Below are 15227 nucleotides of genomic sequence, written 5' to 3' on the forward strand. Positions count from 1 at the left end.
CCTCCATCCTGTTACGTTAATTTAATACTTTCACCTTTTTCACTGCTTAAATAGATCGCTTCCATAAGTTCCGTAACCTTCAAGGCTTGTTCCGGTTCTACGACTAATTGCGCATCACCTGCACAGCTGTCGACAAAATTTTTCGCCTGCAAAATTCCCGGACTTAGTTCTTCTTTTGGAAGTTTTACGTTACTATCCCATACAGCCCCGTATTTTGCCTGATAGAGCTCGAAAGGATAGACATCCAGACCTCCGTCCACTCCTGAAATGCTTAAGGTTGTTTTATCTTCCTTAATATTGGCCGCCCATGAGGTTTCGAACTGCATCGACATGCCATTTTCAAATGTGATATAGGCAGTGACATGATCATCGACATCAAATTTTTTATGATCAACTGGTCCCCAGTCATTGACCTGGCCCGGTATTTTGCTCAGCCGGTCATACGTTTTTCCAATCACTTCTACAGGTTTTGGATCATCGAGCAGCCAAAGCGAAAGATCAAGCAGATGACAGCCAAAATCGATCAGGCTGCCACCGCCCTGCAATTCTTTATTTGTAAAAACCCCCCAACCCGGCACTTTGCGTCGTCGTAACGCCTGTACACGGGTCACTAAAGGATCACCAATCTCTCCATTGGCAATGACGGTCTTTGCCAGCCGGGCTTCGGATGTATAGCGATAATGGTAAGCAATGGATAAAAGCCGTTCATTTTTCTTAGCAGCTTCAACCATAGCCTTTCCTTCCTCTGTCGTCATCGCCATCGGCTTTTCACACAAGACATGGACACCTGCTTCCAGCGCAGCTATCGAAATTTCCGCATGGAATTTATTCGGTGTACAGATGGACACTGCGTCGACATGTTCAAAAAGCGTACCATAGTCTTCAAACACTTGCGGGATTTCAAATTCTTCTGCCACTTGCCTGGCACGTGTTACGTTTACGTCCTGTATTGCTGTGATTTCTACTTGATCAGATAGTGATTTAAAGGCCGGAATATGGCGCTGTGTAGCAATTCCTCCGACTCCGATGATTCCCATACGCAGCTTTGGCATCATGAATCACTTCACTAACCTGGTTATTTGTTTGGTTTCTCCGGATTCTACAGCAGCCAGGATAACCTCTAAAGAACGTTTGCCTTCTTCACCATCGATCAACGGTTTTTTGTCATAGACGATAGAGTCGACAAAATGATCGATGACACCTGTATTTGTTTGTCCGCCTTCATCATTGGACTGGATTTGACCAAGTTCATATTTAACTACTTCCCCATTGGTATATTGGACAATAAGGGAATAATCAGGATCGTCCTCCAGTCGAAGTGTCGCTTTCTCTCCATATATTACTGTGGAGTTATCTTCCTTGGAGTTATATGCCCAGCTCGCGGTCAAGGTCCCCACAATGCCGGACTCGCTTCGCAGAATACAGACCGCATTATCATCGACGGTAACATTTTCTTTGGCATTATTTTCAACAAAGCCGGCGACTTCGACGAACTCTTCGCCTAAAAGATAGCGCAGAAGATCAGCCTTATGTACACCTAAATCGCCCATCGCACCGATGAATGCTTCATCTTTTTTGAAGAACCAGCTATCCGAACCATCGACACTCCATCCCTCAGGACCGCCATGACCAAATGTCGTCCGGAAGCTGTAGATCTTTCCTGCTTCACCAGCTTCAATCAATTTACGCGCACGCTCATGGGAAGAAACGAATCGCTGATTATGAGCGATCATCAATTTCTTTCCGTTACGTTCAGCAGCTTCGATCATGTTTTCGGCTTCTTCACGGGAAGTCGCCATCGGCTTTTCACACAGCACGTGACAGCCTGCGTTCAAAGCAGCGATCGATACGGGTGCATGTAAATAATTTGGCAGGCAGACACTGACTGCATCGATGTCCTCTTTTTCGAGCAGGTCTTCATAACTGGTGTAAGATTGTGCGCCGAATGCCTCACCCGTTACCATCGCCCGTTCCTCAACAATGTCACAGACTGCAGTAATTTCTATGTTTTGATTTGCTTCAAACTCAAGCAAATGACGATTTTGTGCAATACTTCCACAACCGATAATAGCTACTTTCAATTTTTCCATTTGCATTGGCCTCCCCTGATTATTACTTTTCAGAAATCGTTTCTAATGGTTTTGCATTGCCATATACATGTGTTGGAGTCCCTTCATTCTTGACCCAATTCACTCCGTTTTGAATGACTTTCTGGATTTCTTTATTATGATAAGTCGGATAAGTTTCATGACCAGGACGGAAGTAGAAAATCTTACCGCGGCCACGACGGAAAGTTGCGCCGCTCCGGAATACTTCTCCACCTTCAAACCAGCTGACAAACAATAGTTCATCTGGTGTCGGGATGTCAAAGTGTTCCCCATACATTTCTTCTTTTTCCAGTTCAATATACTGTCCAAGACCTTCTGTAATTGGATGGCTTGGCTCTACCACCCATAATCGTTCTTTTTCATCGGCTTCACGCCACTTCAAATCACAGGTCGTTCCCATTAATTTTTTGAAGACCTTTGAAAAATGAGCTGAGTGCAGCACAACCAGACCCATGCCTTCTAATACGCGCTGCTTTACTTTTTCTGCAATTTCGTCTTTTACTTCTTCATGCGCTTTATGTCCCCACCATACAAGTACGTCAGTTTCAGCCAGCACTTCATCGGTCAGTCCATGTTCTTCTTCATCGAGGGTTGCTGTTTTTATATCGTGTCCTTGTTCCTTTAAAAACCCAGCAATCGCGCCGTGGATTCCTTCCGGATAGATATCAGAAACCACTTGGTTTTCCTGTTCGTGGCGGTATTCATTCCATACTAAAACATTCATGACTACATCTCCTTTAAATTCTTAATGGCAAACGTTTGCATTCTCTGATGCAATATCACAGAGTTATTTTTTATTTAACATCGTTTGTTCAGCTATACAAGACTCTCTTTCCACAATCACTGTCGGTACGATGACACTTTTCTTGAACACTTCGCCTCCACGAAGCAATTCGACCAGACAATCCGCCGATTCATAACCAAGCTGATAAGACTGTGTATCCACTGTCGTCAATGGAGGATTCGCCAGCCTTGAAATAATCGTATTGTTGAAAGAAATAATGCTCATTTCCTCCGGGATCCGCACATTTTTTTCATGCAATGCAAGCATGACAGCTAACGCATTAAAATCATCGGTAACGATCAATGCTGTCGGAGGATGCTCTACCTCAAGCAGTTCCGAAACAATTTTCTTTGCGTCACCACTATCAAACTGGATATTTTTAAACAAATCTTCTGGCAGCTCAATGTCATGCGCTGCGATTGCCTGCCTGAAACCAGCCAAACGGGCAGTTGTCACTTCAAAATGGGAATCGCCACCGATATAGCCGATTCGGTTATGTCCAAGACGGATGAGAAACTCCGCCACTTCTTTCGCAGCCTCGACATTATCGTTATCCACATAAGTAATATCATTGGAATCTGCCGGCGGCTTCCCGATCATGACAAACGGAAAATCTCTTTCCCGCAAGTAAGGAACCACCTGATCATCTTCTTTAGAGTATAAAACAATCACACCATCGACACGTTTCCCTTGTACCATTTTAATGACATCACGAAATATCGCTTCCTCAGAATCACCGGTGGTAATGTTGATGCTGTAATCATGCTTATGACAGGAAGCACTGATACCACGCAATAACTCAGCGAAAAAGGGGTTGTCGAACGAGTGGCTGGAGGATTTTTTCATCACAATTCCAATCGTCTGCGTCGATTGCTGTACCAGGACACGACCACTGAAATTCAGGTGATACCCCATGTCGTCCATTACCTTACGCACTTTCCGTTTCGTCTTTTCACTGATCCTCGGACTATCCGACAGGACACGTGATACTGTGGATGGCGCCACATTCGCCTGTTTCGCTACATCTTTAATTGTGACTGACACCTGGATCCACTCCTCATCTTTATTTTACAGCGCCCTCAGATACCCCATTGATGATCTGCTTCTGTGCGAAGAAATAACCGACGATGACAGGGATGATCGCGATGGTCAAACCAGCCAGTGCCAGGTGCCATTGCTTCGTATACTGACCAAAGAAATAAAACATCTTCAAAGGAATCGTCGCATTCGCTTCGCTTAGAACAAGCGATGGCAATAAGTAGTCATTCCAAATCCAGATGACGTTCAGGATTGCGACTGTTACGGAAATCGGCTTCAATAATGGAAATATGATTTTCCAAAAAAGCTGAAAACGGTTGGCTCCATCGATGATGGCGGCTTCATCCAATGATTTGGAAACACCTGTCATGGCTCCGTGATATAAGAATATGGACAAGCTGCAGCCGAAGCCCAGATACATGAAAATCAGTCCAGCCGCATTCAGCATTTCTGCCTGACCGAAAATAGAAATAAGCGGAATCATCACCGACTGGAACGGAATTAACATAGCTGCAACGAACACAAAGAACAACACTCCACTAAGTTTGCTCTTATTACGAGCAAGTGCGTAACCAGCCATTGATGAAAATAAAACGATGATCCCGACACTGAGGCCCGTAATCAAAACAGAGTTGAATAACGATTTTAAAAAGCTTAAGTCAATAAACGCCTGGACAAAGTTATCAAATTCCCATTCTGACGGGAACCCAAGAACCCCTTTGAATATATCCCGCTTCGTTTTAAAAGCATTTACAATCATTAAATAAAACGGTGCAATCCATAATAACCCCAAAATGATACCGAGAATTTCGATTGAGAATAAGCTTTTCTTTTCCTGGTTTTTCATTACATCTCAACCTCTCGTTTCTTATTGTAGTAAACCTGCGTCAGTGCAACGACAGCGACAATCAGGAAAAAAATGACAGCCTTTGCCTGTGCATAGGACATTTGATTATCTGAGAAAGCCGTCCGAACGATTTCCATCGCAACCATCTGGGTGGAGTTATAAGGACCGCCATTCGTCAAGGATAAGTTCTGGTCATAAATTTTGAATGACGTCGAAAGCGTCAAAAACATACTGATTGTGAAAGCCGGTGCCACAAGCGGAAATGTGATATTTTTGAAACGCTGAAAGCTGCTCGCTCCATCGATTTTAGCCGCCTCAATCAATTCTTTCGGAATGTTCTCTAAGTAAGCGATGTAAATGATCATGATATAGCCGGCCATCTGCCAGGCAGTCAAAATAACCAAGCCCCAGAACCCGGTCTCTGTCGTCGAAAGCCAGCCTTGCAGGGATTTGACACCCAGCAATTCACCGATGTCCCCGAACACACTGACAAAAATAAACTGCCAGATAAAACCGAGAATCAGACCGCCAATCAGGTTCGGCATGAAAAAGACTGTCCGTAACAGATTGTTGGATTTAATATTTCGCGTAACAATCAAGGCAAGTGCGAGTCCAAAAAAATTCAATAGCAGTACGGATGCTACTGCAAACTTAACTGTGAACCAGATCGAATTCATAAACTCTTTTTCCTGAAACAAGTTGATGTAGTGTTCAAAACCGATAAACTTAGTAGCTGTGAGCCCATTCCAATCGGTAAACGAATAGACAAGCCCATATACGAACGGAATGACCACCACGATTCCCAGGGCTAGAATAACCGGTGTAAGAAAAAGCCAAAAGGCCGGGCTGCGGTTTTGCATCTGTTTTTTCCTCCAATACTGAGCACGATAAACCATTTGTATACCGTTTTTTTGGTTTGCTTCTGATGTATAAATGAAAACATCTCAACCATCAGGCAGTAGGTTCTATCACCTGACAGAAGAGATATTTTCAAATGTGATTAACAATGGAAAACTGAGTATCAGCTGTCTATGTCAGTAAAAATTAGCTTATTGACGCGATTCTTCCCAGTCTTTCCGTGCATTTTCTTCTACCTGTTCCCATGTGATATCTCCACTTAGGTACTTCTGCATGTTGACAGCGAGACTTCCTTCTGTCCAATTTGTTGGCGCTCCCAGGAATACCCATCCCAAGGTGTCTCCTGCAGCTGCATATTCATAGATTTCTTTAGAAATTGGATCCGCAATTTTTTGATCTTCATAACCTTTGTAGGCAGGGATGAATTTGAATTCTTCAGTAACGAATTTCTTACCTTTTTCAGAAGTATACATCCAGTCTAAGAATTCTTTACTTTCTTTGACCACTTTATCTTCAGATTGTTTGTTGACAGCCCAGTACATTGGAACGCCTACAGGAATACTTCCTTCATAGCCTTCAACTGGAATCGGCATGAGACCTACATTATTCTTTGCCATCTCCTCGTCCATTTGAAGAATGGTATTGTATACCCAGTTCCCTTGCTGAATCATAGCTACTTTTCCTAAAGAGAACAATTCTTCAACCTGCTGAGAATAATCCAGACTAAGTGTCGGCTGTACGGAATATTCGTTTTGCAAATCAAGGAAACGCTTCATCTGATCTCCCATTGCGAATTTAACGGTATCTGCCTTGTAAGCTTCCATTACATCATGATTGAATTCATCAGCAAGGAATGTATTGGCAAGGTGATTACCGATTACCCATGTTTCTTTAGCGGGCAGAGCGAACGGTGCCTGAATACCGAGTTCTTCTTTTTTACTTTCCAATGTTTCTGTTGCTTTCACTAAATCTTCATGTGTTTTAATGTCGTCCGGGTTGATGCCTGCTTCTTCGAAAATTTTCTTATTGTAAAGAATGCCATACCCTTCCTGGTTGAATGGCAGGCCAAGGGTCTCCCCATTCTTTTTGACACTTGTTAGTGTACCTTCCAAAGCTGTTTTAGCAGCTTTTGTATCCGACATATCTGCTAAGTATTTTTCATACGTTTCCACGTCGGATGGTCCGCCAATGTTAAAAATGTCAGGTTCTTCTCCTGAAGAGAAGGAAGTCTTCAAGGAAGACCCGTAATCATTTCCTCCGCCGACAGTTTTCACATTAATATTTACGTTAGGATTTTCTTCTTCATATTTCTTTGTCAGCGCTTCAAATTGTTCCTTGAATTCCACTTTGAATTGGAAAATATCAACGGTTACTTGATCTCCAGATCCCCCGTCCGAACCAGAATCCGAGCCTGCACCAAATGAACAGCCAGCCAATGCGATACTGGATGCCAGTAATGCAGAAGCTACGCCATAAAGCTTTTTCTTCCTCATGTAAAACACTCCTTAAGATGGGATAGGATAGAATGAATGCGCTTCCATTATTCACAAAATATCACGCTTGTCCTGCTAGATTGATAGATAAAAACACCGGCGCATACGTTTGCATTGGAATATGTAAAAAAATGCAAACTGCTTGAATTGCACTTAATAGTACCATAGAGCAAGGCTTGCGCAATTTTTGTGAATACGTTTGCACAAAATCATTAAACAAATCATATCACGCTATTTTATAAAATACAACCTTAATTTTCAGAAAGTTTACGGTTGATTCTATTTAACTATCCAAGGGTAATAATTGGAAGAATATTGGTGAATAAAATGTATTTCAACAGCCTTAACTTTACAGGATGCAGCTAAAAATTAAAAAAACGCCCATAAGCTGGGCGTCTTTATGTTCTTATCGATTTTTATTGAAGGCGTGGATCTGCTAACAGGCGATCCATTTCTTCCATATGATGAGTTTCATCAGCAATCATGTCATCCAGTTTGACGACAAGCTCTGTCAAACCTAATTCTTCTGCTTGTTCTTTACGAATTTCATACCGTTTGATCGTTGCTTCCTCGGATTTACGTGCTTCCTCGAGCATTTCTTTTACGTTTTCTAACTGTTTGACCTCCGCAGGTTTCGTAGTTGGTGTCCCGCCTAATGTTTTAATTTTTTCTGACAGGTACAGGGCATGTCCCTGCTCGTCACCGATTTCACCTTCAAAAAATGGCTTCAGTACAGAATAGTACAGACCATCTACGGTAGCAGCATTGAACGTATACATAATCGACGCTGCATATTCGTGTGCTAAGTCCTCATTCAATCCTTCAATCAATTCTTTCATTTTTGCATCCATTAAACAACATCCTTTCTTATAAATAGTTTGTTCGTCTCTCTACAATATACCTATACCCGTATAACACCAATGTGAAACATCTTCTATATATATATTTCATTTTAGAGATTTTTTAAACTTCATGAAGTGAGGGATATCACAGAGCACGGTAATTCGTGTGTGCGGATATAAAATACACAGATTTCGATAGAGATAATCTCAGCCAATCACTGTAGGATATTTTTACCCGGCACGAAATAATCATGCATGATTATAAAAACCTTTATAAAAAAGTTAAGGGAACGGAATATAACCCCCCAATGCACTCCAAATAATGGCTTCCATGGAGGTTGTTTACATTTTTACATTCTAAATAGTCGTTTTTTTACGTATGCATTACATAACTATTAATTTTTTCTTATATTGGTCTTAAAATTTTTACGTGCATTAATATTTATGGTAGTTTATAAAAGGGGAAAAGCAACCTGGCCGCCTGGCAGTGTTTTTTTTTAGATAGAACACCCCAAAAAAAGCAATTCCCACTATCCATTTTCCCACAAAAACTGAATATCATCACATATAGGAGGGAACAACACTATGAAACTGACAACCAAGATATTGCTCGGCCTCGTTTTAGGTGCCGCCGTAGGTTTGGTCCTGCATTTGACTGCTCCGGACTTATTCACTACTTTAGATAAGTATATCTTCAGCCCGCTTGGCACTATTTTCCTCAACTTGATCAAGATGCTGGTCGTACCGATTGTATTCTTCTCCATCACACTCGGGGTGGCAGCATTAGGGGATCCCAAGAAGCTGGGACGAATCGGTGGTAAAACGATCGCCTTTTTCCTCGGTACCACGACAGTGGCAATCACAATTGCCATTGCCCTTGCTTACATCTTCCAGCCAGGAAGCGGTGACTTTGATACCGGCGGAGCTGAATATGAAAGCCAGAAAGCACCTACCGTAGTAGAAACATTTACCAATATCATACCGACCAACCCGATTCAGTCGATGGCAGAAGCCAACATGCTGCAAATCATTGCATTCTCCGTATTCATCGGATTTGCACTTGCCATGCTTGGTAAAAAGACAGAAAGCGTCATGAGAGTCATCGAACAAGGGAACGAAATCATGATGTTCCTCGTCAATTTGATCATGCGATTCGCTCCTTATGGTGCATTCGGTTTGCTGGCTTCAGCAATCGGAACGATGGGAATCGATGGCATGATGGCAATGATCGCCTACATGCTGGTCGTTTTAGCGGCATTATTCATCCATTTATTCGCTGTCTATGGTTCGGCTGTATCGTTCTTAGGAAAAATGAATCCGGTACACTTTTTCAAAGGATTTTTTCCTGCTGCCACGGTAGCATTCAGTACCTCGAGCAGTAGTTCAACGCTCCCGGTTTCCATGAAAACAGCCCAGGAAAACCTGAATGTTCCTAAACCGATCAGTAGCTTTGTTCAGCCTTTAGGAGCAACTATCAACATGGATGGTACCGCCATCATGCAGGGGGTTGCGACTATTTTCATCGCACAGGTCTATGGTACCGATCTGGCATTCAGTCAGTTGATCATGATCGTGGTGGTCGCTGTTCTCGCAAGTATCGGTACAGCAGGCGTACCAGGGGTCGGACTGATCATGCTCGCCATGGTGCTGAACCAGGTTGCCCTGCCAGTAGAAGGTATCGCACTTATCCTGGGTATTGACCGTCTGCTCGATATGACGCGGACTGCCGTCAATGTCTATGGGGATGCCGCATGTGCTGTGGTAATTTCCGAATCTGAAAAGAAACACGGAATTTCGGAACAAAAGACAGCAGAAGAAATTTCATAACATTTTAAAAGGAACAGGCCCATCGGTCTGTTCCTTTATATTTATAGAGATCAGCTTTAAACAACATTATTTTTTTAAAAGAAAATTCGATTTGATCAACTGCTCTGATATTTCCAGGGTTTCTGAATGGACTGGTTGATATTCTGAAATCCTTCCATCATTGCCGATTACGATACTTTCTCCATAATCACCTCGAAGCAAAAATATATTCTCATTGATATAGCTGTTCATATTGTGACCGAGCGAATAAGACTCATAAGTTTCTTGCGAAAATCCGAACCAATCCAAAAGTGTAGGAGCAGTATCAACCTGCCCCATTACATCGGACACAACCCGAGATTCACTAAGAGAGTCACCAATCACGATAAAAGGCACGGACATATAAGAGAGCTTCCACGATTCATCTGTTATTTTTTTCTTTCTCCAGCGCTCCACCTCTGATTTTGATTCCTTAAATATTCCGTTATGATCACCATAAATGACCACCACAGTGTCTTTCAGTTCACCATTCTTTTCAAGATTGTTTAAGAAAGCACCAAGATAATGGTCTGTGTAATGGATGCTTTCAAAATAGTTACCAAGCTGGGTTCCTTTTAATTCTCCTGTGTCCAATAGCTTTTTTTCTTCAGGAATATGGAATGGTGTATGGGAAGTAAGAGTGATTAACATAGAAAAATAAGGTTCTTTTTGCTTCTTTATTATTTCTGCTGTTTGTTCAAAGAACGCCTGATCGCTCAGTCCCATACCTATTTGATTTGTATTTAGGTTTTGAAATTCGGTAATATCATAATAGCGTTCAAATCCCATCGATGGATAAACGAGATCCCTATTCCAAAATGACCCCTCGTCTCCATGGAAGGCCGTTGTTGTATAACCAAGTGAACTAAAATGCTTTGCTAAAGAGGGATATTCGGCAGTTGGGTAACGGAAAAAAGTGCTCCCCTCCTTTAAAGGATAAATACTATTAAGAACTAGTAATTCAGCATCTGAACTATTGCCTTCAGCTGTTTGTGGATAATAATGATTAAAAGATAAACTGGATTCCAGCCATTTATTCAAGCTGGGAGTGATTTCCTCTCCATTTACTTTTTCTCCGATTACAAACTGCTGCAAAGACTCAAATTGAATCATTAATAAGTTTTTTCCTTCAAATATGCCTGCTTCAAGCAAGGGTCTCTTACGCTTAGAAATATTTTCCTCATTTGACAAGAAACCGTGAATATTATCAATTTCCTCAGCACTAAGCTCAAGTTCTTGCTGAGATGTAGTAAAATCGATGAAATCAATTACTTGATGTCCTACTATCCCGTAATTACCTATATAAGAAGTCGAAGTATATTTTTTCAATAGTAAATTCTCCATATCATTGAGATACATGGAAGCAGGTTTTAAAGATACAAGAAGTACAGCAAGTATTGCGATCATGCCAAAAGCTTTAAAATTACGGCCGGTTTCAATAGTATTATTCCGGCGCCTTGTATAAATAAAGAATCCCAAAACTAACAGTATATCCATGAAAAAACCAAATTGCCCCAAGGATATCTGATTAAAAATACTTTCTGTCATACCGGATAAATTCGAAGCCTGAAGGGTTATGTAAGTAGAAAATGGAGCCTGGAAATAAACCATGTATAAATAAGAACCCCACGTATATAAACTGACACCTGATGCTGCAGATATCCCGTACCAAACCCAGTATTTATCGAATAGAAACATCATACTGAACAGTACCATGGAAAAACCGATAGAAACCAGAATTGCCCCTTTCGATAAATCAGTAAGCAACAATTGGCTGACAAAAATTAATTTTAGAGAAGCAGCTAAGGTAAATAATACATATAAGATAACTCTGTTCATTCTGAGCGCTCCTTTTCCAATACAGCTATTGCTTTAGTATTTGGATATAACTTTAAAAAATGTATGAAACCTTCCTATATTTATGAGGTGCTGAACACAAAAATACCAAACAATGTAAGAAAAAGAATGTTTGTCATCATGAAGGTTATTATTATAGTGTTTAGCTGAATCGATTAGCCTTATCTTCTCTATATACCTTCTGTAGAAGTGAAATTTCACAAATAAATAGCAGCAGTTTGCCTCTTGCCATCCCAATACTGGTGTATAACAAAGGAAAAGGTACTTGCATTTACGCCATATTTTTAAGAAACTAGTATTAGTCTGAATTTTCCTTCTAATCCGAATAATCTACCCACCAGTCCAATAACAATTATTAAGAAGGAAACAGATTTTTTGTAACCGATTACAAATAGAGGGAGGAACACGATGTTAAAAGGTATCACATCATTTTTTGATCGTCTGGTCCAACGTTACCTGCCGGACGCATTTTTATTTGCGGTTTTATTGACACTCGTAGTTTTTGGATTGGGGATAGGAATTACAGACAGCTCTCCTGGGGAAATGGTTCAATACTGGGGCGATGGATTTTGGAATCTTCTGGCTTTTGCCATGCAAATGTCCCTGATTGTTGTTACCGGATACATATTAGCTAACACGCCGGTTGTTAAATCACTTTTATCCAAGCTAAGCCAGCTCGCTAAAACACCTGGTAAGGCAATCATGCTAGTAACGTTCGTAACTGCTGTCGCTTGTTTGATCAATTATGGTTTTGGGCTGGTAGTCGGGGCCTTGCTTGCCGTTCATGTAGCAAAAAGGGTACCAAACGTTGATTACCGGTTATTGATGGCCAGTGCTTACGGGGGTTTTATCGTCTGGCATGGCGGATTGTCCGGCTCAATCCCCTTAACCATAGCCACAGAGGATCATTTTTTAGCTGATTCAATCGGCAGTATTCCTGTCACGGAAACACTCTTCAGCAGCCTGAATATTACTATTGTGCTGGTGTTACTTGTATCCCTGCCACTCTTGAACTTTTGGCTATTGAAAACAAGCGGGGATTTAAGTAAAAATAACCTGGACTTTTTGGAAATGGAATCAGCGGAAGAGGAACTTGCCGCAACTGCTGCAGCTGACATGACACCGGCAGAGCGCTTGGAAAACAGTATGATACTTTCCATGTTGATCGGGATCTTAGGTTTAGCTTTCATCATTTTTCATTTTATACAGAATGGGCTCGATTTGAATATCAATATCGTCAACTTCATTTTCTTATTTTTAGGCATCATTTTTCATAAAACCCCAAGACGTTTCTTAAATACGGTGACAGATGGCGTAAAAAATGCAGGGGGCATCATCATCCAGTTCCCTTTCTACGCTGGTATCATGGGGATGATGGTAGCTTCCGGACTATCTGAAGAAATGTCAAGGTGGTTTGTTAGCATTTCCACGGAATTCACCTTTCCATTATTCACGTTCCTAAGTGCCGGGATTGTCAACTTCTTCGTACCATCAGGAGGCGGTCAATGGGCCGTACAGGCACCAATCATGATTCCTGCAGCCATGGAACTTGGAGTCGATACAGCTAAGACAGCGATGGCAGTTGCATGGGGAGACGCCTGGACCAATATGATCCAGCCATTCTGGGCCTTACCTTTGCTCGCCATAGCAGGGTTGAAAGTAAAAGATATCATGGGATTCTGCGTCATTATTCTGTTCTGGAGCGCAGTTCCGATTTCGCTGGCACTATTGTTTTTATAACAAAAGCGCAATACCCTTACTCACCCCCGACAAGCTTAAGACCTCGATGAGGTAGACGCTGGAGCTGGATGACACCCACTATGAAATTAACAACAAAAAGAAAATTTTATAATGTCCTAACCATCTAAAAGAGTCCGTCGCTTGGGAGCAAATTCCCGAGCGGCGGACTTTTGTATATCTATGGTATGAATGCCTTAATTTTGATATTGATAACCTTCAAGGTCAGCGACAATTTGTTTGATCATTTCTTCCGAAGACTGGATTTCTTTTGTTTCTGTCTTCTTAATCAGGTTCTGCAACATTTCCGTCAGTTTCCGCTGTTCTTCCAACTACTATCCCTCCTAATCTATCGATTCCCGTATGTCGATAACTAGAATCATACCATAAATGAAGAGGAATATCTGTAGTTTTTTGTAAATTTTTGTGTATATTTAGCATCTGACTTCCAGTATGGTTGTTATCCCGGCTGTCACCTTCTTGTCTGATGAAACTCGAAACAGTCCGGGCATAATTCTTTCCAATACGTTCTGCCGTCGGTTACAGTCACAATTTCTGATTGATCTACGGCTTCCTGGCACCTCCAGCACGTAGTTGTATACTCATCCATTATTTCACGCAGTTCCTCCTGGCGGATCTCTTCCTTTAAATCTTCATACATCGCATGTTCCCCCTTTTTGGAATATAGCTATATTTTAGTCTTTATCCATCCAGTTTGGCTAAGTGTTAAAATAGTAGAATATCTATTATATAGTGCTGTAAAATTTAATTTTCACCTTTTAAAAAATGATAAAAGCTCTTCTTTTTTGCAGGAAAATATCAATCTTCGACACTTTTCTTTATAATTGATAGAAAAGGAGGCAGTAGGATGACAAATCCAGCAAATGTAATAATAGATTGCGACCCAGGCCATGATGATGCAATCGCTATCATCATGGCCGCTTCAAATGCTGCTATAAATATCGAAGCAATCACGACAGTAGCAGGTAATGTATCCGTAGAGAAGACAACGCTAAACGCCCAGCGTATTTGTGATTTACTCGATTTAAACAATGTCCCGCTTGCCAAAGGAGCACAACGGCCATTAGTAAAAGAGAGTGAAGTTGCTGAAGAAATACACGCAGAAAGTGGTCTCGATGGGCCTCAATTCCCAGAGCATCCGGTCAAAACAATAGAAGAAATCCACGCAGCCGACCTGATCATCGATAAAGTCCTTACAACAAACAAGCCCATAACGCTGGTGCCCACCGGACCGCTTACCAATATTGCGTTGGCGGTGATAAAAGAACCTGCTATCATCCCTAAAATCAGGAAAATCGTCTTGATGGGCGGCGGAACATTCGGCAACTGGACACCTGCAGCTGAGTTCAATATTTATGGGGACGCCGAAGCAGCGAAAGTAGTTTTCGAAAGCGGCGTACCCCTGACCATGTTCGGTCTCGACATCACCCACAAGGCACAGGCAACGGACAGGATCATCGATGAGCTGGCTGCGATTAAAAATCCGGTCGCCAATACCGTAGTTGAAATGCTTGATTTTTTCAAACATACCTACCAGGAATACTTCGGATTTGACGGTGCTCCCATCCATGATGCCTGTACAGTCGCTTACCTGATTGATCCATCGATTTTTGAATTCAAACATGTCCGTGTCGATATCGAAACAAAAGGGGAATTCTCCTACGGCATGACGTGCGTGGATTTGTTGGGGGTAACAGGGAAAGAGCCTAATGTTCATTTCGCATATGGACTGGATGAGGAAAAGTTTTGGATCTTGTTGAAAGAAAGCTTGGACTCCTATTAAAACACCGCAGAAGC

The 15227-nt window shown here is 41.7% G+C and carries 14 protein-coding genes; 3 read left to right on the forward strand and 11 right to left on the reverse strand.

Annotated elements, in window-relative coordinates; all coding sequences use genetic code 11:
• Positions 1-11 precede the first annotated feature (11 nt).
• From P855_RS0112025 to P855_RS0112060, 8 genes are all read right to left on the reverse strand, one after another.
• Positions 12-1052, reverse strand: a complete 1041-nt coding sequence (locus P855_RS0112025) for a Gfo/Idh/MocA family protein (protein WP_028783810.1) — start codon at positions 1050-1052, stop codon at positions 12-14.
• Between the two features lie 6 nt (positions 1053-1058).
• Positions 1059-2090: a Gfo/Idh/MocA family protein gene (locus P855_RS0112030; protein ID WP_028783811.1), complete on the reverse strand. Its 1032-nt coding sequence runs from the start codon at positions 2088-2090 to the stop codon at positions 1059-1061.
• A gap of 22 nt (positions 2091-2112) precedes the next feature.
• Positions 2113-2832, reverse strand: a complete 720-nt coding sequence (locus P855_RS0112035) for a ThuA domain-containing protein (protein WP_028783812.1) — start codon at positions 2830-2832, stop codon at positions 2113-2115.
• A 63-nt stretch (positions 2833-2895) separates the two neighbouring features.
• On the reverse strand, positions 2896-3936 hold the full coding sequence (locus tag P855_RS0112040; protein ID WP_028783813.1) for a LacI family DNA-binding transcriptional regulator: 1041 nt from the start codon (positions 3934-3936) through the stop codon (positions 2896-2898).
• Between the two features lie 19 nt (positions 3937-3955).
• On the reverse strand, positions 3956-4777 hold the full coding sequence (locus P855_RS0112045) for a carbohydrate ABC transporter permease (RefSeq protein ID WP_028783814.1): 822 nt from the start codon (positions 4775-4777) through the stop codon (positions 3956-3958).
• A complete protein-coding gene (locus tag P855_RS0112050) occupies positions 4777-5637 on the reverse strand; it encodes a carbohydrate ABC transporter permease (protein ID WP_028783815.1) in 861 nt (286 codons plus the stop codon). Before P855_RS0112050 ends, P855_RS0112045 begins: the two co-directional genes overlap by 1 nt.
• Positions 5638-5826: 189 nt before the next feature.
• Positions 5827-7128 carry an ABC transporter substrate-binding protein gene (locus P855_RS0112055; protein WP_028783816.1) on the reverse strand — a complete coding sequence of 434 codons (1302 nt, stop codon included), beginning with the start codon at positions 7126-7128 and terminating at the stop codon, positions 5827-5829.
• Positions 7129-7544: 416 nt separating this feature from the next.
• On the reverse strand, positions 7545-7979 hold the full coding sequence (locus P855_RS0112060; RefSeq protein ID WP_028783817.1) for a ferritin-like domain-containing protein: 435 nt from the start codon (positions 7977-7979) through the stop codon (positions 7545-7547).
• Positions 7980-8555: 576 nt separating this feature from the next.
• Between P855_RS0112060 and P855_RS0112065 the strand changes: the two genes are divergently transcribed.
• Complete coding sequence (locus tag P855_RS0112065; protein WP_028783818.1) at positions 8556-9797, forward strand: dicarboxylate/amino acid:cation symporter; 1242 nt, start codon at positions 8556-8558, stop codon at positions 9795-9797.
• A gap of 66 nt (positions 9798-9863) precedes the next feature.
• Here P855_RS0112065 and P855_RS0112070 read toward each other — a convergent pair whose 3' ends face one another.
• A complete protein-coding gene (locus tag P855_RS0112070) occupies positions 9864-11654 on the reverse strand; it encodes an LTA synthase family protein (RefSeq protein WP_028783819.1) in 1791 nt (596 codons plus the stop codon).
• A gap of 426 nt (positions 11655-12080) precedes the next feature.
• Between P855_RS0112070 and P855_RS0112075 the strand changes: the two genes are divergently transcribed.
• Complete coding sequence (locus P855_RS0112075) at positions 12081-13412, forward strand: short-chain fatty acid transporter (RefSeq protein WP_028783820.1); 1332 nt, start codon at positions 12081-12083, stop codon at positions 13410-13412.
• Between the two features lie 194 nt (positions 13413-13606).
• Here P855_RS0112075 and P855_RS22655 read toward each other — a convergent pair whose 3' ends face one another.
• Both P855_RS22655 and P855_RS0112085 read right to left on the reverse strand, forming a co-directional pair.
• Entirely contained in the window at positions 13607-13741 is a 135-nt protein-coding gene (locus P855_RS22655) for a hypothetical protein (RefSeq protein ID WP_268744491.1), read from the reverse strand.
• 140 nt (positions 13742-13881) lie between these two features.
• A complete protein-coding gene (locus P855_RS0112085; RefSeq protein WP_028783821.1) occupies positions 13882-14070 on the reverse strand; it encodes a hypothetical protein in 189 nt (62 codons plus the stop codon).
• Between the two features lie 207 nt (positions 14071-14277).
• Here P855_RS0112085 and P855_RS0112090 point away from each other — a divergent pair, with 207 nt between their 5' ends.
• Complete coding sequence (locus P855_RS0112090; protein ID WP_028783822.1) at positions 14278-15213, forward strand: nucleoside hydrolase; 936 nt, start codon at positions 14278-14280, stop codon at positions 15211-15213.
• The last annotated feature ends 14 nt before the right edge of the window (positions 15214-15227 follow it).

This window comes from Thalassobacillus devorans MSP14 (assembly GCF_000496835.1).
Lineage (GTDB): Bacteria > Bacillota > Bacilli > Bacillales > Halobacillaceae > Thalassobacillus > Thalassobacillus devorans_B.